Origin of the sequence: Burkholderia sp. SIMBA_051 (genome assembly GCF_046534915.1) — a bacterium.
GTDB lineage: Bacteria > Pseudomonadota > Gammaproteobacteria > Burkholderiales > Burkholderiaceae > Burkholderia > Burkholderia ambifaria.
On record NZ_JAWRXS010000012.1, the window covers coordinates 35,676 to 60,048 of the forward strand.

At 63.7% G+C, this 24,373-nt stretch carries 26 protein-coding genes; 15 read left to right on the forward strand and 11 right to left on the reverse strand.

All coding sequences use genetic code 11. From position 1 onward, the window contains the following. Positions 1-12 precede the first annotated feature (12 nt). Positions 13-945 carry a transcriptional regulator GcvA gene (gene gcvA, locus SB771_RS26525; protein ID WP_175662147.1) on the reverse strand — a complete coding sequence of 311 codons (933 nt, stop codon included), beginning with the start codon at positions 943-945 and terminating at the stop codon, positions 13-15. A gap of 142 nt (positions 946-1,087) precedes the next feature. Between gcvA (SB771_RS26525) and SB771_RS26530 the strand changes: the two genes are divergently transcribed. After that, a complete protein-coding gene (locus tag SB771_RS26530) occupies positions 1,088-2,299 on the forward strand; it encodes an MFS transporter (protein WP_175662118.1) in 1,212 nt (403 codons plus the stop codon). Positions 2,300-2,304: 5 nt separating this feature from the next. After that, entirely contained in the window at positions 2,305-3,201 is an 897-nt protein-coding gene (locus SB771_RS26535; protein ID WP_175662117.1) for an oxidoreductase, read from the forward strand. A gap of 439 nt (positions 3,202-3,640) precedes the next feature. Here the strand turns inward: SB771_RS26535 and SB771_RS26540 are convergent, their stop codons facing one another. From SB771_RS26540 to SB771_RS26575, 8 genes are all read right to left on the reverse strand, one after another. Continuing rightward, entirely contained in the window at positions 3,641-4,672 is a 1,032-nt protein-coding gene (locus SB771_RS26540; protein WP_175662116.1) for an alcohol dehydrogenase, read from the reverse strand. Between the two features lie 123 nt (positions 4,673-4,795). Beyond that, positions 4,796-4,906, reverse strand: a complete 111-nt coding sequence (locus tag SB771_RS26545) for an SDR family oxidoreductase (protein ID WP_410721211.1) — start codon at positions 4,904-4,906, stop codon at positions 4,796-4,798. Between the two features lie 79 nt (positions 4,907-4,985). Further along, positions 4,986-6,212 (reverse strand): bifunctional alpha/beta hydrolase/OsmC family protein, encoded by a 1,227-nt coding sequence (locus SB771_RS26550; protein ID WP_175662115.1) that lies wholly within the window; start codon positions 6,210-6,212, stop codon positions 4,986-4,988. A gap of 10 nt (positions 6,213-6,222) precedes the next feature. Further along, on the reverse strand, positions 6,223-7,386 hold the full coding sequence (locus SB771_RS26555; RefSeq protein WP_175662114.1) for a flavin monoamine oxidase family protein: 1,164 nt from the start codon (positions 7,384-7,386) through the stop codon (positions 6,223-6,225). A 2-nt stretch (positions 7,387-7,388) separates the two neighbouring features. Further along, entirely contained in the window at positions 7,389-8,057 is a 669-nt protein-coding gene (locus SB771_RS26560) for a cupin domain-containing protein (protein WP_175662146.1), read from the reverse strand. 77 nt (positions 8,058-8,134) lie between these two features. Beyond that, positions 8,135-8,479: a carboxymuconolactone decarboxylase family protein gene (locus tag SB771_RS26565; RefSeq protein WP_105834166.1), complete on the reverse strand. Its 345-nt coding sequence runs from the start codon at positions 8,477-8,479 to the stop codon at positions 8,135-8,137. 61 nt (positions 8,480-8,540) lie between these two features. After that, positions 8,541-8,822, reverse strand: coding sequence for a hypothetical protein (locus SB771_RS26570; protein ID WP_012372478.1), 282 nt, complete (start codon positions 8,820-8,822; stop codon positions 8,541-8,543). A gap of 64 nt (positions 8,823-8,886) precedes the next feature. Then, positions 8,887-9,660, reverse strand: a complete 774-nt coding sequence (locus SB771_RS26575; protein WP_011661318.1) for an SDR family NAD(P)-dependent oxidoreductase — start codon at positions 9,658-9,660, stop codon at positions 8,887-8,889. A 307-nt stretch (positions 9,661-9,967) separates the two neighbouring features. On the opposite strand from SB771_RS26575, the gene gcvA (SB771_RS26580) reads away from it, so the two are divergent. Continuing rightward, positions 9,968-10,897: a transcriptional regulator GcvA gene (gene gcvA / locus SB771_RS26580; protein ID WP_175662113.1), complete on the forward strand. Its 930-nt coding sequence runs from the start codon at positions 9,968-9,970 to the stop codon at positions 10,895-10,897. A gap of 73 nt (positions 10,898-10,970) precedes the next feature. Here gcvA (SB771_RS26580) and SB771_RS26585 read toward each other — a convergent pair whose 3' ends face one another. Next, positions 10,971-11,588, reverse strand: coding sequence for a TetR/AcrR family transcriptional regulator (locus SB771_RS26585; protein WP_175662112.1), 618 nt, complete (start codon positions 11,586-11,588; stop codon positions 10,971-10,973). Positions 11,589-11,657: 69 nt separating this feature from the next. Between SB771_RS26585 and SB771_RS26590 the strand changes: the two genes are divergently transcribed. The 5 genes from SB771_RS26590 (at position 11,658) to SB771_RS26610 (ending at position 16,108) form a co-directional block, all read left to right on the forward strand. After that, positions 11,658-12,545 carry an alpha/beta hydrolase gene (locus SB771_RS26590; RefSeq protein WP_175662111.1) on the forward strand — a complete coding sequence of 296 codons (888 nt, stop codon included), beginning with the start codon at positions 11,658-11,660 and terminating at the stop codon, positions 12,543-12,545. Positions 12,546-12,562: 17 nt separating this feature from the next. After that, positions 12,563-13,390 (forward strand): SDR family NAD(P)-dependent oxidoreductase, encoded by an 828-nt coding sequence (locus SB771_RS26595; RefSeq protein ID WP_175662110.1) that lies wholly within the window; start codon positions 12,563-12,565, stop codon positions 13,388-13,390. A gap of 422 nt (positions 13,391-13,812) precedes the next feature. Further along, a complete protein-coding gene (locus SB771_RS26600) occupies positions 13,813-14,361 on the forward strand; it encodes an OsmC family protein (RefSeq protein WP_175662145.1) in 549 nt (182 codons plus the stop codon). An 87-nt stretch (positions 14,362-14,448) separates the two neighbouring features. Next, on the forward strand, positions 14,449-15,327 hold the full coding sequence (locus SB771_RS26605; protein ID WP_175662109.1) for a PhzF family phenazine biosynthesis protein: 879 nt from the start codon (positions 14,449-14,451) through the stop codon (positions 15,325-15,327). A 250-nt stretch (positions 15,328-15,577) separates the two neighbouring features. Further along, positions 15,578-16,108: a GNAT family N-acetyltransferase gene (locus SB771_RS26610; protein ID WP_175662108.1), complete on the forward strand. Its 531-nt coding sequence runs from the start codon at positions 15,578-15,580 to the stop codon at positions 16,106-16,108. A 27-nt stretch (positions 16,109-16,135) separates the two neighbouring features. On the opposite strand, the gene SB771_RS26615 is transcribed toward SB771_RS26610, so the two are convergent. Beyond that, entirely contained in the window at positions 16,136-17,014 is an 879-nt protein-coding gene (locus tag SB771_RS26615; protein WP_175662144.1) for a LysR substrate-binding domain-containing protein, read from the reverse strand. A gap of 126 nt (positions 17,015-17,140) precedes the next feature. Here SB771_RS26615 and argH point away from each other — a divergent pair, with 126 nt between their 5' ends. The 7 genes from argH (at position 17,141) to SB771_RS26650 (ending at position 24,347) form a co-directional block, all read left to right on the forward strand. After that, the gene (gene argH / locus SB771_RS26620; protein WP_175662107.1) at positions 17,141-18,574 is read left to right on the forward strand and encodes an argininosuccinate lyase; all 1,434 of its coding nucleotides are present in this window, start codon (positions 17,141-17,143) and stop codon (positions 18,572-18,574) included. Continuing rightward, on the forward strand, positions 18,568-19,461 hold the full coding sequence (locus tag SB771_RS26625; protein ID WP_175662106.1) for an amino acid ABC transporter permease: 894 nt from the start codon (positions 18,568-18,570) through the stop codon (positions 19,459-19,461). The genes argH and SB771_RS26625 overlap by 7 nt, the downstream gene beginning before the upstream one ends. Then, on the forward strand, positions 19,458-20,261 hold the full coding sequence (locus SB771_RS26630) for an amino acid ABC transporter ATP-binding protein (RefSeq protein WP_279607332.1): 804 nt from the start codon (positions 19,458-19,460) through the stop codon (positions 20,259-20,261). Before SB771_RS26625 ends, SB771_RS26630 begins: the two co-directional genes overlap by 4 nt. Positions 20,262-20,355: 94 nt before the next feature. Next, a complete protein-coding gene (locus SB771_RS26635; protein WP_012372490.1) occupies positions 20,356-21,189 on the forward strand; it encodes an ABC transporter substrate-binding protein in 834 nt (277 codons plus the stop codon). 7 nt (positions 21,190-21,196) lie between these two features. Then, entirely contained in the window at positions 21,197-22,069 is an 873-nt protein-coding gene (locus tag SB771_RS26640) for a polysaccharide deacetylase family protein (RefSeq protein WP_175662104.1), read from the forward strand. Next, complete coding sequence (locus SB771_RS26645; RefSeq protein WP_175662103.1) at positions 22,066-22,974, forward strand: polysaccharide deacetylase family protein; 909 nt, start codon at positions 22,066-22,068, stop codon at positions 22,972-22,974. The genes SB771_RS26640 and SB771_RS26645 overlap by 4 nt, the downstream gene beginning before the upstream one ends. Continuing rightward, positions 22,971-24,347 carry an MmgE/PrpD family protein gene (locus SB771_RS26650; protein WP_175662102.1) on the forward strand — a complete coding sequence of 459 codons (1,377 nt, stop codon included), beginning with the start codon at positions 22,971-22,973 and terminating at the stop codon, positions 24,345-24,347. Before SB771_RS26645 ends, SB771_RS26650 begins: the two co-directional genes overlap by 4 nt. Positions 24,348-24,373 lie beyond the last annotated feature (26 nt).

Consider the following 24,373-nt stretch of genomic DNA (forward strand, 5'->3'; position numbering starts at 1 on the left):
TGATCTGCGAGCCTATCCAGCCTCTTGGCTCGCCATGCCTTCCATCCATTGCTCGAACGCGGACACCGCGGCATCGTCGGCGCGATCGGCGTTCGTCACCAGCGTGTAGTCGTCGGCGCGCCATACAGGCGATGCGATGGGGCACACGAGGCGGCCTTCGGCGAGATCGCGCCCGATCAACGGCAGCGACGCCAGCGCCACGCCCAGCCCCTCGATGGCCGCGCCGAGCTGAAGATTCACATGATCGAATTCGACATGGCGCGCTGTGCGCAGATCGGCGGCGCCCGCTTCCCGCAACCAGTGCGACCACGCTGAGCGCGTCGTGGCCGAATGCAGCAGCGTGTGATGGCGCAGATCGGCCACGCTCTGTATCGGATGCTGGCGCAGCAACGCGGGGTTGCAGGCCGGCACGCGCAGGTCGGGCATCAACGGGCGCGATACGACGCCCGCACCCTGTTCCGGACCGGAGCGAACACCGATATCGAAAGCGTCGGCGACATAGCGCAGCTTGCGCGATGTCGTCGACACCCTGACGTCGATGTCGGGATACCGCGAATGGAAATCGGCAAGCCGTGGCAGCAGCCAGCAAAACGCGAAGCTCATCGGCACATTGACCCGCACGACGCCCGATATCCGGTGCGTGAGGGTGTTGTGGCGCAGCCGCACCACCGCGGTACCGAGGTGTTCGAACGCGTGGCTGACGTCGTTCAGCAATACGGCCCCTTCGTCGGTCAGCACGACGCCGCGCGGACGACGGTCAAACAACGGCAGGCCGAACCAGTCCTCCAGCAGCCGGATCTGTTTTCCGACGGCCCAATGGGTGACATGCAGCTCCGCCGCCGCGCCCGCGAAGCTGCCGTGCCGCGCGACCGCATCGAAAGCGCGCAGCGCATTGAGCGGCGGCAACTCGTCCCGATTCTTCGCAGCACCTCGGCTTTCGCTCATGACGTACGTGACTTTTTCTCTCCGTTGACGCGATTTTAGCTCAATTGATATGACTGATACCTCGGCCATAAAATTGACGCGTCCAACCAGAAGAACACACCACGAGTGGCTTCCATCAGCCACTCGTATAGAGAGAACGTCGATGCGCTTGCCGGTTTTTTCCCCTCCCGTCATGCGGGACGCTGTGCCATCACGACCGCGCGTGCTATGGCTCTCGTGCATTGCACACGCACTCCACGATGGCTATACGGACATGATCTACGCGCTGCTGCCCGTATGGCAGTCCGAGTTCGGGCTCGACTTCGCGGCCCTGGCTATCCTGCGCGGCCTCTATGCCGGCACGATGGCGGTGCTGCAGTTGCCGGCAGGACGCCTCGCGCAAAGCCTCGGTAGTCGCGCCGTCCTCGCGATCGGCACGCTGCTCGCCGCGCTGGGCTATGCAATCGCCGGCATGTCGGGTGGCCTGCTCGGTTTGTGCGTGGCGCTGGCGATATCGGGCGGTGGATCCAGCACGCAACATCCGATCGCATCGGGCGCCATCTCCCGCACCTATGGGCGTGACGCGAGAGGCCCACTGAGCCTCTACAACTTTTCCGGCGATCTGGGGAAATCCGCGCTGCCGGCAGCCATTTCGCTGCTCGTGACCATGATGCCGTGGCGTCACGCGCTGTGGGTCGTCGCTGGATTGGGCTGCGTCGCTGCCGCCGGCATCGCGCTCTGGTTTCCCGCCGTGCCACGTGGCGCGGGAAAGACGGCGGCAAAAGAGCAAGCGTCCGCTCAACGCACGGGCACCCGGGGGCGCGGATTCAACGCGCTGTTTTCCATCGGCGTGCTCGATACGGCCGTACGCATGGGACTGCTTACCTTTCTGCCTTTCCTGCTCAACGCGAAAGGCATCTCGCCTCAACTGCTGGGAACGGCCCTTGCGCTTGTTTTCATTGGCGGGGCGGCCGGCAAATTCTTTTGTGGCTGGCTTGGCGCGCGTATGGGTGTGGTGAGGACTGTGCTGCTCACGGAAGGCGGTACGGCCGCATGCATCATCGGCGTGATGTATCTGCCGTTGGCGCTTACCATGGTGCTGCTGCCGATTCTGGGCATGATGCTCAACGGCACGTCGTCCGTGCTGTACGGAACCGTTCCGGAGATGTCCGCGCCCGAGCGCACGGAGCGCGCATTCGCGATTTTCTACACGGGAACGATCGCATCGGGCGCGATATCGCCTGTCCTCTACGGTTTCCTCGGCGACAGGATCGGTGTGCAGGCCGCTACGTATGCCACCGCGTTCACCGCTCTGGCAATTTTTCCGCTCGTGCTCGCACTGCGCCCGCATCTCGGAGATCACTCGAGAGGATGAACACCATGACGAAGTCTGACTACCCGACCGTGGCCGTTGTCGGTCCGGGCGCAATCGGAACGACCGTTGCCGCAGCCCTTCATGACGCTGGCCGCACGCCGGTGATCTGCGGCCGCTCGGCGCACGAGCGGTTGACGCTGCGCTTCGATGGCGGCGAGATCGTCGTGCCCGGTCCCGTGCGGACCGATCCGCAAGCGGTCAACGAAAGGTTCGATCTCGTGTTCGTTGCGGTCAAGTCGACGCAAGTGGCGAGCGCGGCACCCTGGATCCCGGCGCTATGCGATGCGAAGACGGTTGTCTGCGTGCTGCAAAATGGCGTCGAGCAAACAGCCGCCTTCGCGCCATATGCGGCCGGCGCGGCGATCGTGCCATCGGTCGTCTGGTTTCCGGCGCAACGCGAATCGGATGCGTTGGTGTGGCTGCGCGGCAAACCGCGGCTCACTTTGCCCGATACGCCGGCGAGCAACGTGGTGGTCTCGGCGTTGCACGGCACGCGATGCCCGGTCGAGGTGGCGGACGATTTCATCTCGCTCGCATGGCGAAAGCTTTTGCAGAACGCGGTGGCGGGACTGATGGTGCTGACTGGCCGCCGCGCCGGCATGTTCTCGCGAAGCGACATCACCGAGCTGTCGCTCGCCTACCTGCGGGAATGTCTCGAAGTCGCCCGTGCGGAGGGCGCGAAGCTGGGCGATGAAGTGCCGCGGGAGATCGTCGACGGATTCCATCGATTCCCGCCCGATTTGGGGACGTCCATTCTTGCCGACCGGCAGGGCAACCGCCCGCTCGAATGGGACTGCCGGAATGGCGTGGTGCAGCGATGCGGACGAGCTCACGGAATTTCGACGCCGATCAGTGATCTGGTCGTGCCGCTTCTCGCGGCCGCCAGCGATGGGCCGGGCTAGTAGCAAGGCGCCCGGTGGCCAACCCGACTTGCGTAAGCCGCCACCCGTCACTCGAACTGGCCGAAATCTGTTTCTTCCTTGACGAGTTTCCCTGTCAACAGGAGTGCTCGTTCGATGTCCGCGACTAGGGACGAGTTGTTGATTGAGGCGGTGACGGATAGTCTCCCAATATTGTTCTATTTCATAGTAGCCGCGAGCATATTTCCAATAGCTGAAATAGCGATCCTGAGTTAGTGCGCTTCGTGGATCATCGAGGCCATCTGGATGCGGCACTCGGACAGAATGGAGAGCATCTTGTAGGATCGCAGCGACGTTTGGAAAGTCGACAGTGCGATGGTCTTCAAGTATCTCGACCAGAAGATCGCTACCGTGATATATGGGCCGAACCGGCAATCGAATTAGTGTTGCCATTGCTCGTTTTTTTCTGTTGATTCGGGAATCACTTCCGGCGTGCACTCGTTGTCAAGACCATGCGAAACTTGACGTCGCCGGATTTCATCCGCCGGTATGCGTCATTGGCCTGTTCCAGCGGCATGACCTCGATCTTCGGACGAACACCAGCCAGCACGCTAAACGCAAGCGTCGACTCATTTTCGTACGGCGTGCCGGTGATTGAGCCGAGCATGCTGCGCTCGCCCACGACCATTTGGCCGGTCGAAACAGGCAACGGATCCTTGCCGGCGCCCAGTAGTACCAACCGTCCTTGCGGTGCCAGGCCGCCCATTAGTGCCGATACGGTGCCCGGATGAGCGATCGTGGTCAAAATGGCCTGCGCGCCACCCATGCTGCCGAGCTTGGCCACTGCATCTTCCTGCTCGGTGTCGATGTAGATGTGTGCGCCGAGCGCGAGCGCGTCATCGGCGATGTCGTTGCCTCGTCCGACAGCGACGACTCGGAAGCCCATGCGGCGTGCGTATTGCAGCGCCATATGTCCCAAGCCGCCGATACCCAGGACGACGACGGTGTCGCCAGCTTGGGCACCGCACTTCTTCAGCGCGTTGAACGTGGCGATCCCGGCGCAGAGAATCGGCGCCGCTTCCTCGGCATCGAGTTCGTCCGGAATAGATACGAGCCCGGTGGCGCGTGCGAGCATCATTTCGGCGTACCCACCGTCGCATGTTGCACCGACGAAGGGTTGATTCTGGCAGAGCTGAAAGTGTCCCTTTCGGCACTGGACACATTCGTTGCAATGTCCGCCGAGCCGACCAACCCCCACGCGCTGACCCACCTTCCAGATGGAGGGAACATGCGCACCGAGCGCGGCGATGCGGCCGACCACCTCGTGACCGGGCACACGCGGAGGTTGTACTTCCGTACTGGCTCCTTCGACGTCGCCGACGTCGGCGCCGCAGATGCCGCAGGCTTCTACTTCGATCAGCACTTCGCCGGTGCCCGGTGTGGGTGTCGGACGTTCCACTAGTTCAAGGAAGCCGGGGCGCGTTATTTGCATCGCACGGTAGACGGTTTTCATGATCGTTGCTCCTGGTGTGGTCGAAAGGTATGAAGGCACTAGCGCACCGGCACGGCCAGACGCTGGGTCTGGGGCATGGACCATGCTCGATCGAGCGCTGCGTGTTCCGCGCGGCTCAAGTTCTCAGAGCTGCGCGAATCCGCCATCGACGACGATTTCGGCGCCCATCATGTAGCGTGAATCATCGCCGGCAAGGAAGAGCACGGCCTGGGCAATTTCCATCGGCTCTCCCATGCGGCCCGGTAATCAAGGCGGTTTACCCTTTAATCTCATGGTCAATTCGTTGATATGAGTAGATTGTCAGGAGAGCGTCCTAATCATTCGACTGGATCACCAGTTTTTCGCTTTCCGTTTCGAGCGTGGTGCTGACATCCGAGCCGCGGACGAGCGTCAAATCGACGGGGCACCGGTCGGCAATTGCCAGGAGTTTCTGCCGCTGCTCGTCGTCGAGTGGCCCCTCGAGGGAGATCGTCCGAGCGAACAGGTCCGCGGGTGTCTGATCGGGGCGCTTGCTATGCGTCACCCGAGTAGATGCACGCACGAGCGGAATGCCTTTTCGGCGCGCATACATGCGCATGGTCATGACCGTACATGCGGCGAGCGCGGCACAGACGAACTCGTAAGGCGATAGTCCGCTTGCCATCCCGCCAACGGACTCCGGTTCGTCGGCCAGGAACTGATGCTTTCCGCTGCGCATGGCCAACTGAAACAGCCCGTTGCCTGTTTCCTCGGCCAATACGCCGTCTCCCTCGGAAATATCGGGTATATCGGCGGCTGCCGCGGGCAGGTAGCGTACGGCCCAAGCCGCGACCACCGACGCGACGTAGTCCGAATCCGGCCGACGAGTCAGCAGATGGTCGGCGTCGTCGAGCGACACGAAGCTCTTCGGATGGTGCGCGGCGACGAAGATTCGCGTTGCATGTTGAATGTCCACAATACGATCACCGGGCGCATGCATCACAAGCAAGGGCTTGTGCATGCGTGCAATGCGATCCTCCAGCTTCTGTTGGCGCACATCGTCGAGAAACGACTTTCGGAACGTGAACGGGCGTCCCGCAAGCAGAACCTCGGCTTCACCGTCTGCTTCGATTTGCGCGAGCGAATCGTTCCCGAACAGCCCGAGAACGTGTTCGACGCTCGAAGGGGCGCCGATCGTTGCGACAGCCTGCACCGAGGGCATATCGGCCGCGGCGGCCAACGCGGCCGCGCCTCCGAGGCTATGACCGATCAGCAGGGAAGGCGCGCGGCCTGAGGCGGCCATGGCGCGGCCGGCCGCCACGAGATCATCGACATCTGCCGCGAAAGTGGAATTTGCGAACTCGCCTCCGCTACCGCCCAAACCAGCGAAATCGAAACGAAGCACGCCGATTCCGCTCAACGCAAGGGCTCGGGCAATGCGTGCTGCAGCGACGCTGTCCTTACCGCACGTGAAGCAGTGAGCGAAAATCGCCCAACCGCGGGGCGTGGTCTGTGGGCTTTCGAGCCGGCCGGACAGAAGGGTTCCGTGCGCGCCGTGAAAATCGAAACGTTGCTCCGCCATGATCATCTCCTCAGTGAGACGCGGTCGTCAAAGAAGTGTTTCCCGTTGTGATGCGCGAAACGAGCGCCTGCACACCTAACCCGGCTGCCTCCACCGCGCCGGCCAGATAGCCGGGAAAGTGGGGTGACCATTCGCTGGCGATACCGGTCAGGCGCCCGCTCCATGGACCCGAAGAAACCGTCGCGACAGGGGCGGCGGCATGCGCGTTCGCAGCGACGAGGTCAGCGGACGTCGCCGTATAGGGTTCCTGTGCCCAGTCCTTGATGAATTCCGCGCGAGGTGCGGCTGCCGCCGGGCCGAACAGGCGCACAAACTGCGCGCGGCTATGCATGCACAGCACTTCGTCGGATACGTTCTGGCGAACCTGGGCGGGCACGCCGAAGAAGCCGAACAGTGCCGCGCTGCCGCCAGGCATCGAGGCGTCGTGAATTTCTCCCAACGGCCCGCGCGCGCTGCGGGCTTCGCCGGAGAGTCCCTGATCGCGCCAGAACGGCGTATCGTAGATCGCGATGTACTTTGCGTGGGGAGCCATCCAGGTCGCCGTAGCGCGCCATTGCCGCGCCAGCATGGGTGGAAGCTCCGGCTCGAACGAAATGGTGTTTTCGGCGAGGCGGGGCGGCAGCGCCAGCAATACCTGTGCGACGCGCCACGTCGTGAAGCCGCCGGAAGCGTCTTCACTATCCAGCTCGACATTCCCGTCCACGATGCGCATGCGGTTCACCGACTGGCCGGTGATAACCCGCTGGGGATCCAGCGCCCGGCGTAGGCGATCCACTAGCGAGCTCATGCCGCCGATCACGCGCATCGAGGCCGGCGAGTTGACATAGCCGCGCATGCGCACCGGTGGCTCATCAGGTGAGCGCTCCACCATCATGTCGCCCGTTTCGAACTGTTCGAACTGTTCCAGGCCCAACGCGTCGACGAGGAGTCGCAGCTCCTGCTGATACTCGGGCCAAAACCAGGTGGGCCCAAGGTCGAAGCGGTCGATCGCGTCCGCAGTGAAATCGGCGTCGGCTGAAGCCTGTCCCGGACCCGGGACGGAGATGATCCGGCCGCCGAGCGTATCGCGTGCTTCCAGCAGCACGTAGTCCCGGATGCCCTGGCGCTCGAGCAACCAGGCGGCATAAAGGCCGCTTAATCCTGCGCCGATGATGGCAATGCGAGCTGTTTGCATGGCTATACTTCCGCTCCGATGGCGACCGGAAGACCAGTCTTGAGATAAACAGTGGCTCCTTGCGAAGCAGCGACGACGTTGAGGGAGTCGTCGGCGGGAACCCGGATCCAGCTGCCGCGACCGTAAATTTCGCCTTCTGCCACCACGGCACCCGTCAGGACGAGTAGTTCGGTACCGTCTCCCTGCGCCGTGACGAGAGCATCGTTCGGCGCCACGCGGTGCAAGCAGACTTGTTCGGTCTCGCCGGCAAACAGTGGACAGACGTCGCGGCCGTTCTGCCTGCGCCAAGCGGCTGGGTCACGGGTGTCCACGCGGACACGGCGCGCCTCATGTAACGGCATCTGACGTAGCTTGACGAAGATCGTGGCGCCTTCACGACTCGACGGCTGATGACAGGAGCCGGGCGGATTACGGAGATACCAACCGGCCGGATAGTGGCCGCCCTCATCAGAGAAAGTGCCTGAGAGCACGAGGATTTCCTCGCCGGCTGGATGCTGATGGCGTGGGAAATGTGAACCTGGGGCGTAACGTACGATACTCGTTGCTCGCGCTTTCTCTGCGCCCACACGATCCAGCATGACGCGTTCGACGCCCCCTTGGGGCGACGCGACCCATTGGTATTCGTGTGGCGTGACGATCGCGCGGCGCGAGAAATCGGCGTTGATTAGCATGGATTCTTCCAGACATCGGATCGAAAAATGTGGGCTGGCCGTCTCATCGTCGAGCGGCCAGCTCATTTTCGTACTGCTTACTTGTTGGGCAATTGCTGATAGGTCTCGATGACGCGTGCCGAATAGGTCAGCGCAGCACCTGCGTTGAGGGCGATCGCAACGCCGAGCGCCTCGGAGATCTCCTCCAGCGACGCACCGGCCTCGACGGCCTTCTTGGTGTGAACCGAAATACAGCCGTCGCAACGCGTGGTCACGGCCACGGCCAGCGCGATCAGCTCGTGCATCTTCGCTTCCAGATGGCCGGTCTTCGCGGCGGCGTTGTCGATTGTCATCAGACCGCGCACGACCTCGGGGCTTTGCTTCGCGTAATCGCCCACGCGTTCCAGCAGGTCGTCGCGGTAGGAATTCCAGTCTTGCATCATGGCTTTTGCTCCTGTTGAGAATTGAGACGCCGGGTGTCAGCATTGGCCCGGCGACATGGAATTACACCGTCTGGTAAATGCGCACATCGGGTGCGGCATCGAGCAGCGGTTTGAGGGCGCCCACGACGTCGGCGTTGAACAACTCGCTTTGCAGATAAGCGCTCGCATGCGCTTCGGTATCGAAGCCGTGCAGCACCTGGACATCGTCGTCTCGCACCAACAGTTCCTTGGATTTCGCACCCTCGATGGTCTCGAGGAACGGCGCCTTGTATTTCTGATAAATACCGGCAGCTGCAGCGCGATTGCCTTGGGCGACCTTCAGCGTAATTTGCAGATAGACCATTTGCAGTTCTCCTTGATAAGTGGAAGTTGATGCGAACCTGCGCGGCGCTCGTGTGCGCCGTACCTCAATTGCGGCCGGCCATCACGCCGCCGTCGACATCCCAGATCGCGCCGGTGACCCAGCTCGCCTTGTCCGAGAGCAGGAATGCGACGACTTCCGCGACGTCTTGCGGCGTACCCACGCGGCCGATCGGGTGGAACGTGTTGAACCCTTGCAGTGCGGTGTGGACTTCCGCCTTGGGGATGAAGCCCTCGTAGATGGGGGTCTGAACGACCGCCGGCGACACGGCATTGACACGGATGTGCTTGGGCGCGAGTTCCATCGCGAGGTGCTGTGTCAGCGAGTGCAGACCGGCCTTCGCCATCGAATAGGCGGACGACGGCGTGGCTGCGATGGCCTGCTTAGCCCACATCGAACCGATGTTGACGATGGCGCCCGGCTTGCCGTTGGCGACCAGGTTGGCGGCGACCTTCTGCGTGATGAAGTAGAACGCCTTGTTCAGCTTCATGTATTGGTCATAATCCGCGCCGGTATGCTCGAGGAAAGGCTTGGGGAAGAACACACCCGCGGCATTGACCAGCAGATCGATGTCGGCGTGCTGTTCGTCGATGGTTTTGAGCAGCGTCGCTACGCCGTCGTCGCTGGACAGGTCCGCGGTCACTGCCCATACTTGGCCGAGCTTGGCCAGTTCCGCTCGCGCTTCTTCCGTTTTCTCCGGACGATTGCCGACGATTACTGCGCTGCCACCTTCGGCCAGCACCATGCGCGCCGACTGCATGCCCATGCCGCTGGTACCGCCGACGACCAGCAGTTTCTTGCCCTTGAATTGGTTGCTCATCTCGAAACCTCTGTTGTATACCCGCCGATGGGCAGGTGTTGGACTAGAAGAAAAACTCGCACGGCGCGGGCGGCTCGCTACTTCGATGCCCCGCCGGTGCGGCAGACTGCGACTGTCCGGGCTTCCGCCAGCCGCCATCGGAACCAATGCGAACAGATAAATGGGTGCTGCTTTTTCCCGTATTTGCATTGCGACCACGTCGCGGGCGGAAGCTACTGACCGTCGACATGGGAGTAATTCTTTGCCTGTTTGCATCCGCCGACAAACGAGATAAAGTGTCCGATGTTGAAAGAAAAACTTTGTCTCCATGAAATCTCCCGTCCATCTCAACGCATTACGGGCCTTTGAGGCCAGCGCTCGCCATCAGAGCTTCTCTGCGGCTGCGGTGGAACTGAACGTCACACCGGCAGCGGTCGGGCAATTGGTGCGCACACTCGAGGATTGGTTGGGCACGCCGTTGTTTCTTCGAAGCACCAGTGGGCGAGCGAGGCTCGTCCCGACGGAGATGGCCGAACGCGCGTTGCCGGACATCAGGGCCGGTTTCGATCGGCTGACGCTGGGTTTGGAGCGGTTGCAGGAGATCTCGACCAGCGGTGTGCTTACCGTGACGGTCAGCCCGGCTTTTGCCGCCAAGTGGCTGTTACCTCGTATCGATCGGTTCCAGGCCGCATGGCCTGACACGGACGTGCGCCTGGATACGAACCATAAGTCAGTCGATTTCGTGGCCCAGCGGATCGATATCGGTGTGCGCTATGGGATGGGAAGCTGGTCGGGCCTCAAGGCGGACAAGCTGATGGACGAGGAGGTTTATCCGGTCTGCTCGCCGGAACTGCTGCGGCAGCATTGGCGTCTGCGCAAACCGGCAGACATCGTGCGCGAGACCTTGATCCATGACTTGTCGATGGACGGCCACGCAGGCTTTCCGACCTGGGAGATATGGATGAAGAAAGCGGGTGTGACGAACGCGCCTCCCACGCGCGGCATGCAGATCAACAATTCCGCCGCGGTGCTCCAGGCTGCGATCGAGGGACACGGCATTGCGCTCGCACGCAGCGTCATGGCGGGAGATGATCTCGCGAGCGGACGATTGGTTCGACTATTCCCGGATATCAGCGTTGCATCCGAGTTGGCCTACTACGTCGTTTATCGGCCGGAGTGCGCCAGCTTGCCGAGATTGGTCGCCTTTCGTGACTGGTTGCTCGCCGAGGCGACGCAGCATGACGGAACAGGTCTCTGATCGTCGAAAGAGCCAGTGCTTCTCTGTCACGACCGCATACCTGTCCCCTGGCATTCGCTGAGCGTTGTTCGGGTCAGCGAGCTTGCATACCGCGCGCGAGCACTTTCCAGGTTTCGCGGACCAAATTTTCCGGGGCAACATTGTTTGGGCGCATGGCGTCGCTTCGCAAAGCCAGGCAGAGGACACCATCCATCATTGCCCACAGCGCGTTGGCAGCACTTTCAGGTTCCAGGTCTGCATGAAAGTCGCCAGCCGCGATCCCGTCCCGAATAATGCTTTCCAATTTCGCGTTCTGCTGACGCGCCATCGACGCGATGCGTTCGATCGCTTCCGGTTCATCCGGCGGATTGGCGAGGATACGAAACTGTTGCGGACGCTCGAATGCGAAGCGCACATACGCGTTGAACACGCTTAACGCGCGTTCTTCTGCCGTACCGGAGGCGCTATACGCCTCGTCAATGAACGCGTGATTTTCCTCCATGGCCCGCTCGGCGATGGCCATGAGCAGCGCTGGTTTGCGGCCGATCCGGTTGTAAACAGTTTGAAGGGAAACGTCCGCGCGTCGCGCGACCTCTTCAGCCGTCACGGCAGCCACACCTCCTTCGATCAGGAGGTCCTCCGCAATGTCGACGAGCGTACGCCGCATTTCAGCGGCTCGGCGCTGCGTGCGGGTCAGGGTTGGTGTATCCATGGGTTGACTTTACCTTTTTCAAAATTTAGAGTCCACTCCAACAATGGATTTCACTACACGGAGGTGCTCATGCGGCGGCTTGAGGTGACGTTCCCTTCCGAGGGCGACGATTGTGGAGCTTGGCTATACCTTCCGGACACTAGCAGGCCGGCCCCGGTGATCGTGATGGCACATGGTCTGGGCGGCACGCGTGAAATGCGACTGGACGCGTTTGCTCACAGATTCTGCGAGGCTGGATTTGCCTGTCTGGTGTTTGATTATCGGCACTTCGGCAGCAGTGGCGGCGAGCCGCGGCAGTTGCTTGATGTAGGCAAGCAGCTACAAGACTGGAGGGCCGCGATAGCATTTGCTCGAACACGAACCGACGTAAACGCAGAGAGAGTGATTGTCTGGGGATCGTCGTTTGGGGGAGGGCATGCACTGACCATCGCGGCCGACAACGCTCACGTGTCCGCGGTCATTGCCCAGTGTCCGTTCACGGATGGGCTGGCTTCTGTTTGCGCTTTACCATTAGGAACACTAATCAAGGTAACTGCCAGAGCGATCCGCGATCAATTCCGCGCATGGTTGGGAGGGCACCCGGTGACCATCCCGATAGCCGGGAAGCCCGGGGAGGCCGCATTAATGGTGGCTCCTGATGCCGAACCTGGCTACCTGAAGTTGGTGCCGAACGATATGTCACCGGTCTTTCGTAACTACGTGGCAGCCCGGTTCGCTCTTCAAATCATTCGCTATTTTCCCGGTCGCAAGACTTCACGGATCGCCTGCCCGGTGCTGTTCTGTGTTTGTGATCCTGATACCGTCGCGCCCACGCGTACGACGTTGCGTCACGCAAAACGTGCACCCAAAAGATTTGTGAATATATATCCGTTCGGACATTTCGACATTTATGTCGGTTATGCCTTTGAGCGGGCAGTCAGCGATCAAATCACCTTCCTTCAAAGATTCGTTGATTAATAAATAGAGAGAAATCCATGAAAAAATATGATGTTCGCAACCGAGTCGTCGCCATAACCGGCTCTACTGGAGGGCTGGGAGGCGGTCTTGCTCGTGCGCTGGTCGACAAAGGGGCGCGAGTCGCACTTCTCGATATTGACCGCCGTGCGCTGCATGCGCAACAAGCGTCACTTGGGCAATCGGCCGTCGCGTTTGAAACCGATGTCCGTTCGATGAGCAGCGTCAATGCCGCGATGAAGGCGGCTGCAGGGCATTTTGGCGGGATTGACATCGTGATCGCGAATGCCGGAATCGATTGCGTCGAGCCTTTGATCTCGGCAGATCCAGAAAATTTCGAGCGTGTCATCGATATCAACCTGACCGGCGTCTGGCGGACGTTCCATTCGAGTATTCCATATGTGGCGCAACGACAAGGCTATCTTATGGCGGTTTCTTCCATGGCTGCATTCGTTCATTCACCGTTGCAAGCCCACTACACCGCAAGTAAGGCTGCGGTGTGGGCGATGTGTAACAGCATTCGTCTCGAGGTCCGACACATGGGGGTCGACGTCGGCAGCGTGCATCCGACATTCTTCCAAACTCCCATGATGGAACAAGTTCATTCGGACAAGGCGGGATTGAAATTGTGGGGAGGAAATCGTGGCGGAATTTGGAAGATGATTTCAATCGAAAGCGTGGTGGATGGCATTGTCAACGGAATCGAGAACCGTAGAGACATGGTCGTGCTGCCGAAACAAAACGCATTGATCGCCAGAGCCCCGGGGTTATTCCGTCCGCTGATCGAAGCTATGGGCTTCAAAGAGAAGGATGTCAGGGAAGCAATCGAGATTTCGACCCGACGTTGAACCTCGTTCCGATGGAGCGAGTGGCGGCTGTCCATTGAGGCCGAGGTGCGGCACAAGTGCCCCCCTTTCATCCACGAAATGAAGTGGCGTCCGACCAAGGCCCGGAACGGTTCGACGGTGACATTGATCGCCGGCGCGAGGCGGTTGTCGAGGTAGCGTGAAAGTTTTTATTTCGGAAGGGAAAACTTTATCTCGTTTGCCAGAAGAAAAGAAAACGTCGAATCTTACGCTACGCCAACCCGCCAGCCAGCTTCATCACGAGTCGTATCAACAGACAAAAACGAATTCTCCTCGTCATGTCCTCGGTGGACGAACCGGCGTGAGGCTGCCGGAGCGCGTACGGAGCGTAACAACGGGCGATCAACTTCGCGAGCGCGGTAGTGGGATGCCAGCGTAGGCGTTAATGAAAAGAGGGTGAAATGATGAAAATGAATGGAATTGATCTGGTGGCGCTCGGCGCTATGGCTGATAAGGCCAAGAATAGTGGCGAGAATGCGACCGCTAAATTCAAGGTAAATACGAAATGGATGGGGCAAGCAAAGACAGTCGGCGTCGTATCTGAATACGTGCTTTTCGACGAGACTTTCAATCGCCATTTCGACATTAACGCGGACGAGCCACGTGAACTTCTCGGAGAGAATAGTGCGCCGAATCCGCAGGAGCTTTTGATGGCGGCTCTGAATGCCTGTATGTCAGTAGGTTTTGCGGCAAATGCAGCGGCAATGGGAATCAAGCTCGACAAGCTGGAAATTGAAACGGTCGGCGAGCTGGACCTTCGTGGTTTCCTCGGCATCGATCCGGCAGTCAAGCCAGGGTACGAAGAGGTACACTATACGGTCAGGGTTAAGTCCGATGCATCCCGCGAGCAGTTGGAAGAATTGCATCGGGCTGTCGTGAAGACGTCGCCGAATTTCTCCAATTTCTCGACCGCGATAAAAATGGTTCCGGAATTCATTATCGAAAATCTGTAGAGAGAGTGCGCCGCCTGGGTCGCTGTGACGTTCGTCATTGATTCCGGGCGGCGTTTGTCGAATATATCAATGCTCCAAGGGCCTTCCATGTCGAATATCCTTTTCAAGCAAGTCGATGTCTTCACCAGCGTACGGTTCAAAGGCAATCCTGTCGCGGTTGTGTTGCGCGCCGATGGATTGACCACTGAACAGATGCAGCAAATCGCCAATTGGACGAACCTGTCGGAGACAACCTTCGTATTGCCGACCATGGACCCGAAGGCAGACTATCGAGTTCGCATCTTTACACCCGGAGCTGAATTGCCCTTCGCCGGCCATCCCACCATCGGGACCGCTCATGCGCTTCTCGAGGCGGGTCTCGTCCACGCAAAGGAGGGAACGCTCATCCAGGAATGCAGCGCCGGTTTGATCAGGCTGAAGGTGGCGCGCGAGGACGATGGCGAACAGTGGATCTCGTTTGATCTCCCGGAGTCCACGATCACCCCGCTGGACGATGCTCAGATCGATGAGTTGGACGCCATCCTCGGTAGCTCATTGTGCCGCCAGTTCAAACCCAGTTTGATCGACGTCGGCGCACGCTGGATCGTCGCTCAGCTTGCTGATGCGCAGGCCGTGCTATCGACCAAGCCCGATCTGCAGCGCATGAAAGTGCAGGACACCAAGGCCAAAGCAACGGGTGTTGTGATCTTCGGGGAGTACGACGAAAAGGCGCCTTCGCGGATCGAGGTTCGCGCATTCGCTCCCGCACATGGGGTCAATGAAGATCCGGTTTGCGGCAGCGGCAATGGCGCTGTCGGCGTCTTCATTCGCCATACGGGCCAAACCGCTCACTTCGGCAGCGAGTTCCTGGCATCGCAGGGCAAGGTCGTTGGTCGGGCGGGTGTTCTCCGCTTGGCCGTGACCGATCAGCGCATCCAGGTCGGTGGAGTCGCTGTCACTTGCATTGACGGTCAGTTGTCGATTTGACGACTTGCCGGTTGCGCGATTCGGTCGGTCAGAAGCCGGCATGGGTGGGAGCGCGGGACGGCAGAACACCTCTTCGAGCGGCCGCAGCGGGTAGCGTTGACGCGGTTCCTGCGCAGCGTCCGCAACGCGGAAGCGGTACCGCACTGATCCGCCATGCCCGCAAGATGCTGACATCCTCGCCCGGATCATCGACAATCCGGCGTGTGCGCCGCGCCACCCGCGCGCGCCAAGCCGCCCGAGAGACGCTTCCATGTCCGGACTATCCATCCGATCCGCCAGCCTCGCCGATGCGCAGGCGATCGCGGATTTTCACGTCAAGGTCTGGCGCCATACCTATCGCGATCTCGCGCCGGCGCAAGCGCATGCCGTCCTCGACGCGCACTATCGCGGCCGGAAATGGCGAGAGAAGCTGGCGTCGAACGATGGCGACCAACTGGTGCTCGTGGCGGAAATCGACGGCACGATCGTCGGAATCGGCGCGGCCGGCGCGCCGTCGGAGCCGATCTTCGGCGGCCGTGGCGAGATCAAGTTCCTGTATGTCGATCCCGGGTTCAAGCGTCGCGGCATCGGCCGCACGCTGCTCGCCCGGCTCGCCACGCATTTGCAGCAGATGCGGTATCGGGGCGCGGCGTTGAGTGTCGTCAAGGGAAACGATGCCGCGATCGCCTTTTACGCGTCGCTGCACGGCCGGTTGGCGGGCGAGTATGTCGACCCGGGGCCGATCTGGCGATCGCACAACATCGTGATGGTATGGGACGACCTGGCGAGTCTCGCTACCTGAGTCCGCCCGCTGCCGCGCGCCCGCGCGTCACGCCAGACGGGCGCGCAACCACGTCGTGAACGCGGTTACGAGCGGCGAATCGGCCAGCTCGTGACGCGTGACCAGATAGTACGCATGACGCGATGGCACCGCCGCGCTGAACGGCCGCACGAGCGTGCCGTCGAGCAGGTCGTCGCGCACGGAGAGGCTGTCGCCGAGCGCGACGCCTTGCCCGTGCACCGCGGCTTCGACGCCGATGTGCGCGTTGCCGATTTCCAGAATGCGGATGCCCGGCAGCTTGTCCGCGTTCGCTTCGGCCAGCCAGCGCGTCCACGAGCCCGCGTGCTCGCAGAACAGCGTGCGTCCCGCGAGATCCTGCACCTTGCGGATCGCATCGGGCCCGTTCATCAGCGCCGGGCTCACGACCGGGAACAGCGCCGGATGCGCGAGCAGCTCGACGCGCCGGTTTCGCCAGTTGCCTTCCCCGTAGCGAATGCATACGTCGACGTCAGGCGAGTAGGTCTCGCGATCGTCGTTCGACGGAATCACTTTCAGATGGATCCCCGGATAACGCTCGAGAAAATCGCCGATATGCCGGGCGAGCCAGCGCGACGTGAGCGACAGCGGCGTCGACACGACGAGATCGCCGGCGGCCGCCGGCGAATCGAGCCTGACGGTGGCGTTCGCGATCATGTCGAACGCGGCGCCGACCGGTTCCAGCAATGCCTCGCCTTCGGGCGTGAGCTTCACGCGGGCTTTTGATCTGACGAATAGTGCGACGCCGAGCGTGCTCTCGAGAATCCGGATCTGGTGGCTGACCGCGCTCGCGGTCACGTGCAGTTCGTCGGCGGCGGCCGACACGGTGCCGCACCGGGCGGCAGCCTCGAACGCGCGAAGCGGGTTCAGCGGGGGCAGGCGGTTGCGCATCGGCGGGCGCGTCGCGGGCGACGGTGCTGAGAAAAATTTCATTAAAGCGGATTCAATTTCTCGCTACAACAAAAAAAATTGAATGCCTACAGTGGGGGTAATCCAACCGAGTCGAGGTCGACCGCAATGAGCCTTACCGAACCGATCGAGCGCCTGTGGGGCGGCCGCTTCCAGTCGAAACCGTCCGATGCGCTGCAGAACCTGTCGCGCTCCGATCCGAGTTTCTTCCGTCTCGTGCCGTACGACCTCGCGGGCTCCTGCGCGCATGCGCGCGAGTTGCATCGCGCCGGCATCGTGAACGACGAAGAGCTCGCACAACTGCTGGCCGCCATGGACGGCATCGCGCGCGACCACGCGGCCGGTGCGATCGCGCCGTCGCTCGCCGACGAGGACGTGCACACCTTCCTCGAGCGCGTGCTCACGCAGCGGCTGCCGGCGCTGGGCGGCAAGCTGCGCGCCGGGCGCTCGCGCAACGATCAGGCGGCGAACGACCTGCGCCTGTACCTGCGCGACAAGGCCCGCCAGCTCGTGCGCGGCGTGCTCGACCTGCAGGATGCGTTGATCGGCCAGGCGAGCCGGCACGTCGACACGGTCACCGCCGGATTCACCCACCTGCAGCCCGCGCAGCCGATCGTGTTCGGGCATCAGTTGCTCGCGCATGCGCAGTCGCTGTATCGCGACGTCGACCGCCTCGTCGACTGGGATCGCCGCACCGCGCGTTCGCCGCTCGGCGCGGCCGCGCTCGCGGGCTCGGCGATCTGCGTGCGGCCCGAGCTGTCCGCGCGGGAACTCGGTTACGACGCGCCGTGCGAGAACTCGATCGACGCGGTGGCCGCGCGCGATCACGTCGCCGAATTCGTATTCGTCACGAGCATGCTGGCCGTGAACCTGTCCCGGCTGTCGGAAGAAGTGATCCTGTGGACGTCACGGCAATTCCGCTGGGTGGAACTCGACGATGCCTATGCGACCGGCAGCTCGATCATGCCGCAGAAGAAGAACCCGGACATCGCGGAACTCGCGCGCGGCAAGGCGGGGCGCCTGATCGGCAACCTGACGGGCCTGCTCGCGACGCTGAAGTCGCTGCCGCTCGCGTACAACCGCGATCTCGCGGAAGACAAGATCGCGGCGTTCGACTCGATCGACACGCTCGAACTCGTGCTGCCCGCGATGGCGGGGATGATCCGCACGATGCGCGTGAACGTCGACGAGATGCGCCGCCAGGCGCCGCTCGGCTTCACGCTCGCGACCGAGGTGGCGGACTGGCTCGCGCTGACGGGCGTGCCGTTCAGCGAGGCGCACGAGATCACCGGCACGCTCGTGCGCGCGTGCGAGCGGGACGGCATCGAGCTGGCCGACGCGAGCGCGGAACAGTTGCTGGCCGTCGACACGCGTCTCGCGCCCGCGGTGCGCGCGCACTTGACGCTCGACGCGGCCGTCGCCGCCCGCGGCGGTGCGGGCGGCACGTCGCCCGCGCGCGTGCGCGAGCAGATCGACCGCCTGAGCGACGCGATCGAACGCCAGTCCGCATGGGCAGCCGACTACCGGGGGCCGTCATGCTGAGCGCATCCGAATCGGGCCGTCTCGATGACACGCCGGAGCCGGCCGCCCGCGCCGCGGACGATATCGCCGGGTTCGTGCGCGTGCGCCGGCGCTACTGGGGCCGCTATGTCGCGTCGATCGCGATCATTGCCGCGCTCGCGTATGTGGCGGTCGCGTTCGCGCGCGGACAGATCGAATGGCGCGTCGTCGGCCAGTTCCTGACCGCACGCTCGATCCTGACGGGGCTCGGCAACACGATCGTGATGACCGTCCTCGCGATGACGCTTGGCGTCGTGCTGGGCGTCGTCACAGCGGTGATGCGGCTGTCGTCGAACCCGGTGCTCGGCGCGATCGCGCAGGGGTACATCTGGTTGTTCCGCGGCACGCCGGTGATCCTGCAATTGCTGCTGTGGTTCAACCTCGCGCTGGTGTTTCCGACGCTCGGCATCCCGGGTATCGCCGAATACCGGACCGTCGACGTGATGACGCCGTTCCTCGCGGCGGTGCTCGGGCTCGGCATCAATCAGGGGGCCTATACATCGGAAGTCGTGCGGGCTGGGCTGCTGTCGGTCGACACGGGCCAGTACGAGGCCGCGAAATCGATCGGCATGGCGCGCCTGCAGGCGCTGCGCCGGATCATCCTGCCGCAGGCGATGCGCGTGATCGTGCCGCCGATCGGCAACGAGCTGATCGGCATGGTCAAGCTGACGTCGCTGGCGAGCGTCGTGCAGTACGCGGAGATGCTGCACAACGCGCAGAACATCTATTACGCGAACGCCCGCGTGATCGAGCTGCTGATCGTCGCGGGTATCTGGTATCTCGCGATCGTCACGGTGCTGTCGCTCGCGCAGGCCCGCGTCGAGCGGCGTTTCGCGCGCGGCGCGGGCCGGGCGGCGGGCCGCACATGAACGACACGACCCTCAACCCTCGGGAGAACGTCATGACGAACGCGGTCGTTCGCGCGGTCGACGTACGCAAGTCGTACGGCGATTTCCAGGCGCTGCACGGCATCACGCTCGACGTCGCGCCGGGTGAAGTGCTGTGCATCATCGGGCCGTCGGGCTCGGGCAAGAGCACGTTCCTGCGCTGCATCAACCAGCTAGAGACGATCAGCGCGGGTGCGCTGTGGGTCAACGGCGAACTGGCCGGCTACCGCCGCGCCGGCGACCGGCTCCACGAACTGTCGGAGCGCCAGGTCGCGCGCCAGCGGCTGGCGACGAGCATGGTGTTCCAGCGCTTCAACCTGTTTCCGCACAAGACGGCGCTCGAGAACGTGATCGAAGGCCCGGTGCAGGTGCTCAAGCGCCGCCGCGCGCAAGCGGAGGAGGAGGCGCGCGCGCTGCTCGCGCGTGTCGGGCTCGCGCACAAGTGCGACGCGTTCCCGGTCGAGCTGTCCGGCGGCCAGCAGCAGCGCGTCGCGATCGCGCGGGCGCTCGCGATGCATCCGCAACTGATCCTGTTCGACGAACCGACGTCGGCGCTCGACCCCGAACTGGTCGGTGAAGTGCTGGCCGTGATGCGCGACCTCGCGAAGAGCGGAATGACGATGATCGTCGTCACGCACGAGCTCGGGTTCGCGCGCGAGGTGGCCGACCGCGTGGTGTTCATGGACGGCGGCCGCATCGTCGAGAGCGGGCCGCCCGACCAGGTGCTGTCCGCGCCGACGCACGCGCGCACGCGCGAGTTCATCTCCGCCGTGATTGCATGACCGGGCCGGGCGCCCCGTTTTGCAGCGCCCAACGATCGAGCCGTCGACGAGCGCGGCATCGTCCCCATTCCTTCACCATCACAAGGCCACACCCATGAAAGCATCCGTCCTGACCCGCACGCTGGCCGCCGTCGCATTCGGCGCACTCGCGCTTCATGCATCGTTCGCCGCCGCGCAATCGGCAAGCGCGAAACGCACGCTGAACGTCGCGATCGTGCCGAACTATCCGCCGTTCGAATACAAGGATCCGGCGACCGACAAGCTCGCAGGCTTCGACGTCGATCTCGGCGAGGCGCTCGCCGCGAAGATGGGCGCGAAGCTGAACTGGGTCGAAACGAGCTTCGACCAGATGATGAGCGCGGTCGCGACGCAGCGCGTCGACATGATCCTGTCCGGCATGACCGACCTGCCGACGCGCCGCGACGCGGTGACATTCGTCGACTACATCGAGACCGGCCCGCAGTTCTATACGCTGAAGACGCGCGCGGGCGAGTTCGCGCAGATGGGCGCGCTGTGCGGCAAGCGCGTCGGGTCGAGCCGACGCACGTCGTTCCCCGACAACACCACCGCGTGGAGCGCCGAGAACTGCGTGAAGGCCGGCAAGCCGGCGATCATCGTCGTCGGTACCGACGGCTCGTCGGACGCGCGGATGCAGTTGCGCCAGAACCGCATCGACGCGGCCGTGCAGGGCGGCGAGACGCTGCCGTACCAGAACAGCCTCGAGCAGAACGCGTATGCACCGGTCGGCAAGCCGTTCCTGTCGCAATACACGGGCATCGGCGTCGCGAAGAGCAATACCGCGCTGAGCGGCGCACTGACGACGGCGCTCAACCAGCTGATCGCGGACGGCTCGTACCAGAAGCTGCTCGCGAAGTGGGGGCTGCAGGAGCATGCGGTCGCGAAGGCGATGGTCAACGGCACCCACTGAGCGCGCGATGACGGACCTGGCTCCCCGCTGGCCGGACGCGAAGCGCGCGTGCGTCGCGCTCGCGTTCGATCTCGACGGCCCGACCGGCGACGCGATGCTGAACGGGTCGATCTGGCGCAATCCCGCGTATTTCACGCTCGGCAGCTACGGGCCGTGGCGCGCGCTCGGACGGCTGCTCGACATGCTTGCGTCGTTCGGGCTGCCCGCGACGTTCTTCGTGCCCGCGTGGGTCGCGCGCACCTGGCCCGACCAATGCGCGGCCATCGTCGAGCGCGGCCACGAGATCGGATATCACGGTTACCGGCACGAAGCGTTCTGGGCGCTCGAGCCCTGGCGGCAGCGCGAGATCATGGCACAGTCGGCCGACGTCTTCGCGCGCACGCTCGGGGTGCGGCCGGTCGGGTTCCGCACGCCGTCCGGCGACTGGAGCGACGCGACGGTCGCGGTGCTGCGCGAAGCGGGCGTGCGCTATTCGAGCTCGATGCGCGGCGACGACCGTCCGTACCTGCTGCCCGGCGCGGACGGCGAGCCGCCGCTCGTCGAGATTCCCGGCCGCTGGGAGACCGACGATTACGCGTCGCTCGCGTATCACCGCAACCCCGACTATCCGGCCGGGCTCGACCGGATCGCCGGCTACGCGGCGACGCTCGACAACTGGACGCGCGAATTCGACGGGATATACCGCGAAGGGCTGTGCCTGACGACGCTGCTTCATCCGAAGGTCTGCGGCAAGCCGGGGCGCATCGCGCTGCTGGAGGCGTGGCTCGGCCACATGTGCGCGCAGGATGGCGTCTGGTTCGCGCGCTGCCGCGACGTGGCCGACTGGTGGCTCGCGCAGCACGCGCACGGCGCGCAACCCACGCACCGGAGCGACATGTGAACACACCTTGTGCATGGCCGGGCGGCGCGCGATGCGCGGTCGCGATCACGGTCGACTTCAACGACATTCATGGCATCCAGACACGCGAGCCGCGCATCGTCGGCCGGGAAAAATCGCTGTCGGTGTGGCGCTACGGCGCGACGCGGGGCGTCGACCGGCTGCTCGCCGCGTTCGACGAATTCAGCGTGCCGACGAGCTGGTTCGTGCCGGGCCGCGTCGCGCAGACGCATGGCGGCGCCGTGCGGGCGATCGCCGCCGCCGGGCACGAGCTCGGCGTGAGTGGTTTTCGCTGCGAGGATTTCGACGCACTGCCGCTTGCCGCGCAGATCGACGCGTGCCGCGCCGGGCGGGCGGCGCTCGCGGACGCGACAGGACGCCGCGCGGAAGGCTTTCGCTCGTTCACCGGCAACTGGGCCGACGGCTTTGCGGACTTTCTCGTGGCGGAAGGCTTCACGTGGTCGTCGTCGTGGCGCGGCGACGATTTGCCGTACCTGCATCCGCGCGCCGACGCAGGCGCGGCCGACCAGCGGCTCGTCGAGCTGCCGCTGCACTACGAACTCGAGGACGAGCCGTACTTCGAGTTCAACCTGTCGCCGCCGGTGCCGGCCGGTCAGCCGCGCATCGCCGCGTACCGTGACGTGCTCGACAACTGGCGGCGCGATGTCGACGGGTTTCGGCGCTTCGGGCTGTGCTGCGTGCTGCGCCTGCATCCGGAGATCATCGGCACGGCAGGGCGGATCGACCTGCTGCTTGCGTTGCTCGCGCACCTGCGCGATGCGGGCGACGTCTGGTTTGCGACCGGGCGCGATGTTGCGCGCTGGTGGCGCGAGCAGGCTCACGACAACGAGCCGAACCATCCGGTCGACGTGTTTGCACGCTGCGTGGCAGACGCGTCGGCGCGATGACGATGGATACCGAAACGCGCACCACGCGGCTCGCGACGTTTGTCGCGCAAACGCCCGCCGCCGCCGTGCCTGACGATGTCGTCGCCAAGGCCACGCGTCATGTGCTCGATACGTTCGGTGCCGCACTGGCTGGCACCTCGGCCGTCGAGACGCGCAGCGCACGTGCGCTCGCCGGCGCTGTCGCGCGCGACGGCGCGTCGCTGTGGGGCACGCGGTGCAGCGCAAGCGCGCGCGACGCCGCGTTCGTCAACGGGATCGCCGCACACGCGCTCGAGCTCGACGATGCCGGCGGCTGCGATCATTCGGGCGCCGTCGTGCTGCCGGCCGTGCTCGCCGCGTTGTCGTGCGCAGACCGCCCCGTGACCGGCCGGGAATGCGTGACCGCAATCGTGCTCGGCTACGACGTCGGCCGGCGCGTGCTGGAAGCCGCCGGCGGCTACGCAGCTCACAACGGTGCCGGCTGGCACTCGACGCTCAGTTGCGGCGTGTTCGGCGCGGCGGCCGCGAGCGCACGCGTGCTCGGGCTCGACGCTGCGCGCACGCGCGACGCGCTCGGCCATGCGGCAAGTTTCTCCGGTGGTCTGTGGGGCTTTATCCACGACGGCTCGCAGACGAAGCGGCTGCATGCCGGCCGGGCCGCGGAAGGCGGCGTGCTCGCGGCGCTGCTGGCACGCGAAGGTGTGACGGGCCCGGCCAGGGTGTTCGACGACGTGTGGGGCGGCTTCTTCAACACGTTCGCCGCGCAATCGCACGCGCCCGACGCACTGACCGACGGCCTCGGCGCGCACTGGAAACTGATGCGCTGCTCGATCAAGCCGCACGCGTCGTGCCGCAGCGCGCATGCGGCGATCGACGCGGCGCTGCAGCTTGCGGACGGTCACACGTTCGACGCCGGCGAGATCGAGGGCGTGGTCGTGCGGGCGAGCGCGTTCGTGGCCCGGATGTGCGGCGGCCGCGACCTGTCGACGCTGTCGTCGGCGCAGATGAGCCTGCCGTACGCGGTGGCGGCGGCCCTCGCGTATGGCGACACGGGGATCGACGTTTATCGCGACGACAGGCGGACGGATTCGCGCGTCACGGCGTTGCTCGCACGTATCGCGATCGAGGTCGATCCGGCGCTGGGCGATCTCGACGAGCCGACGGTGAGCCTGCATCGCGCGGACGGGCGGCGGGACTCGCGTCACGTGCCGATCGCGCTCGGCGATCCGCGCAATCCGTTGTCCGACGCGGCGCTGCTGGCGAAATATCGTGCGCTGGCGGGCATGGCGCTCGAGCATGCGCAGGCCGATGCGTTGAGCGACGCGTGCCTGTCGCTGGAGCGGTTGGCGGACGCGCGGGTGCTGAACGCGCTGCTCTCGGGGGATGCGCGCTAAACGGCTCGCGAGGGTCCATGAAACGC

What these genes read in the sequence shown, in the direction of transcription:
- gcvA (WP_175662147.1), bottom strand. Translation starts at nt 945, where the DNA reads ATGAGCGAAAGCCGAGGTGCTGCGAAGAATCGGGACGAGTTGCCGCCG.
- SB771_RS26530 (WP_175662118.1), top strand. Translation starts at nt 1,088, where the DNA reads ATGCGCTTGCCGGTTTTTTCCCCTCCCGTCATGCGGGACGCTGTGCCA.
- SB771_RS26535 (WP_175662117.1), top strand. Translation starts at nt 2,305, where the DNA reads ATGACGAAGTCTGACTACCCGACCGTGGCCGTTGTCGGTCCGGGCGCA.
- SB771_RS26540 (WP_175662116.1), bottom strand. Translation starts at nt 4,672, where the DNA reads ATGAAAACCGTCTACCGTGCGATGCAAATAACGCGCCCCGGCTTCCTT.
- SB771_RS26545 (WP_410721211.1), bottom strand. Translation starts at nt 4,906, where the DNA reads ATGGGAGAGCCGATGGAAATTGCCCAGGCCGTGCTCTTCCTTGCCGGC.
- SB771_RS26550 (WP_175662115.1), bottom strand. Translation starts at nt 6,212, where the DNA reads ATGGCGGAGCAACGTTTCGATTTTCACGGCGCGCACGGAACCCTTCTG.
- SB771_RS26555 (WP_175662114.1), bottom strand. Translation starts at nt 7,386, where the DNA reads ATGCAAACAGCTCGCATTGCCATCATCGGCGCAGGATTAAGCGGCCTT.
- SB771_RS26560 (WP_175662146.1), bottom strand. Translation starts at nt 8,057, where the DNA reads ATGCTAATCAACGCCGATTTCTCGCGCCGCGCGATCGTCACGCCACAC.
- SB771_RS26565 (WP_105834166.1), bottom strand. Translation starts at nt 8,479, where the DNA reads ATGATGCAAGACTGGAATTCCTACCGCGACGACCTGCTGGAACGCGTG.
- SB771_RS26570 (WP_012372478.1), bottom strand. Translation starts at nt 8,822, where the DNA reads ATGGTCTATCTGCAAATTACGCTGAAGGTCGCCCAAGGCAATCGCGCT.
- SB771_RS26575 (WP_011661318.1), bottom strand. Translation starts at nt 9,660, where the DNA reads ATGAGCAACCAATTCAAGGGCAAGAAACTGCTGGTCGTCGGCGGTACC.
- gcvA (WP_175662113.1), top strand. Translation starts at nt 9,968, where the DNA reads ATGAAATCTCCCGTCCATCTCAACGCATTACGGGCCTTTGAGGCCAGC.
- SB771_RS26585 (WP_175662112.1), bottom strand. Translation starts at nt 11,588, where the DNA reads ATGGATACACCAACCCTGACCCGCACGCAGCGCCGAGCCGCTGAAATG.
- SB771_RS26590 (WP_175662111.1), top strand. Translation starts at nt 11,658, where the DNA reads ATGCGGCGGCTTGAGGTGACGTTCCCTTCCGAGGGCGACGATTGTGGA.
- SB771_RS26595 (WP_175662110.1), top strand. Translation starts at nt 12,563, where the DNA reads ATGAAAAAATATGATGTTCGCAACCGAGTCGTCGCCATAACCGGCTCT.
- SB771_RS26600 (WP_175662145.1), top strand. Translation starts at nt 13,813, where the DNA reads ATGAAAATGAATGGAATTGATCTGGTGGCGCTCGGCGCTATGGCTGAT.
- SB771_RS26605 (WP_175662109.1), top strand. Translation starts at nt 14,449, where the DNA reads ATGTCGAATATCCTTTTCAAGCAAGTCGATGTCTTCACCAGCGTACGG.
- SB771_RS26610 (WP_175662108.1), top strand. Translation starts at nt 15,578, where the DNA reads ATGTCCGGACTATCCATCCGATCCGCCAGCCTCGCCGATGCGCAGGCG.
- SB771_RS26615 (WP_175662144.1), bottom strand. Translation starts at nt 17,014, where the DNA reads ATGCGCAACCGCCTGCCCCCGCTGAACCCGCTTCGCGCGTTCGAGGCT.
- argH (WP_175662107.1), top strand. Translation starts at nt 17,141, where the DNA reads ATGAGCCTTACCGAACCGATCGAGCGCCTGTGGGGCGGCCGCTTCCAG.
- SB771_RS26625 (WP_175662106.1), top strand. Translation starts at nt 18,568, where the DNA reads ATGCTGAGCGCATCCGAATCGGGCCGTCTCGATGACACGCCGGAGCCG.
- SB771_RS26630 (WP_279607332.1), top strand. Translation starts at nt 19,458, where the DNA reads ATGAACGACACGACCCTCAACCCTCGGGAGAACGTCATGACGAACGCG.
- SB771_RS26635 (WP_012372490.1), top strand. Translation starts at nt 20,356, where the DNA reads ATGAAAGCATCCGTCCTGACCCGCACGCTGGCCGCCGTCGCATTCGGC.
- SB771_RS26640 (WP_175662104.1), top strand. Translation starts at nt 21,197, where the DNA reads ATGACGGACCTGGCTCCCCGCTGGCCGGACGCGAAGCGCGCGTGCGTC.
- SB771_RS26650 (WP_175662102.1), top strand. Translation starts at nt 22,971, where the DNA reads ATGACGATGGATACCGAAACGCGCACCACGCGGCTCGCGACGTTTGTC.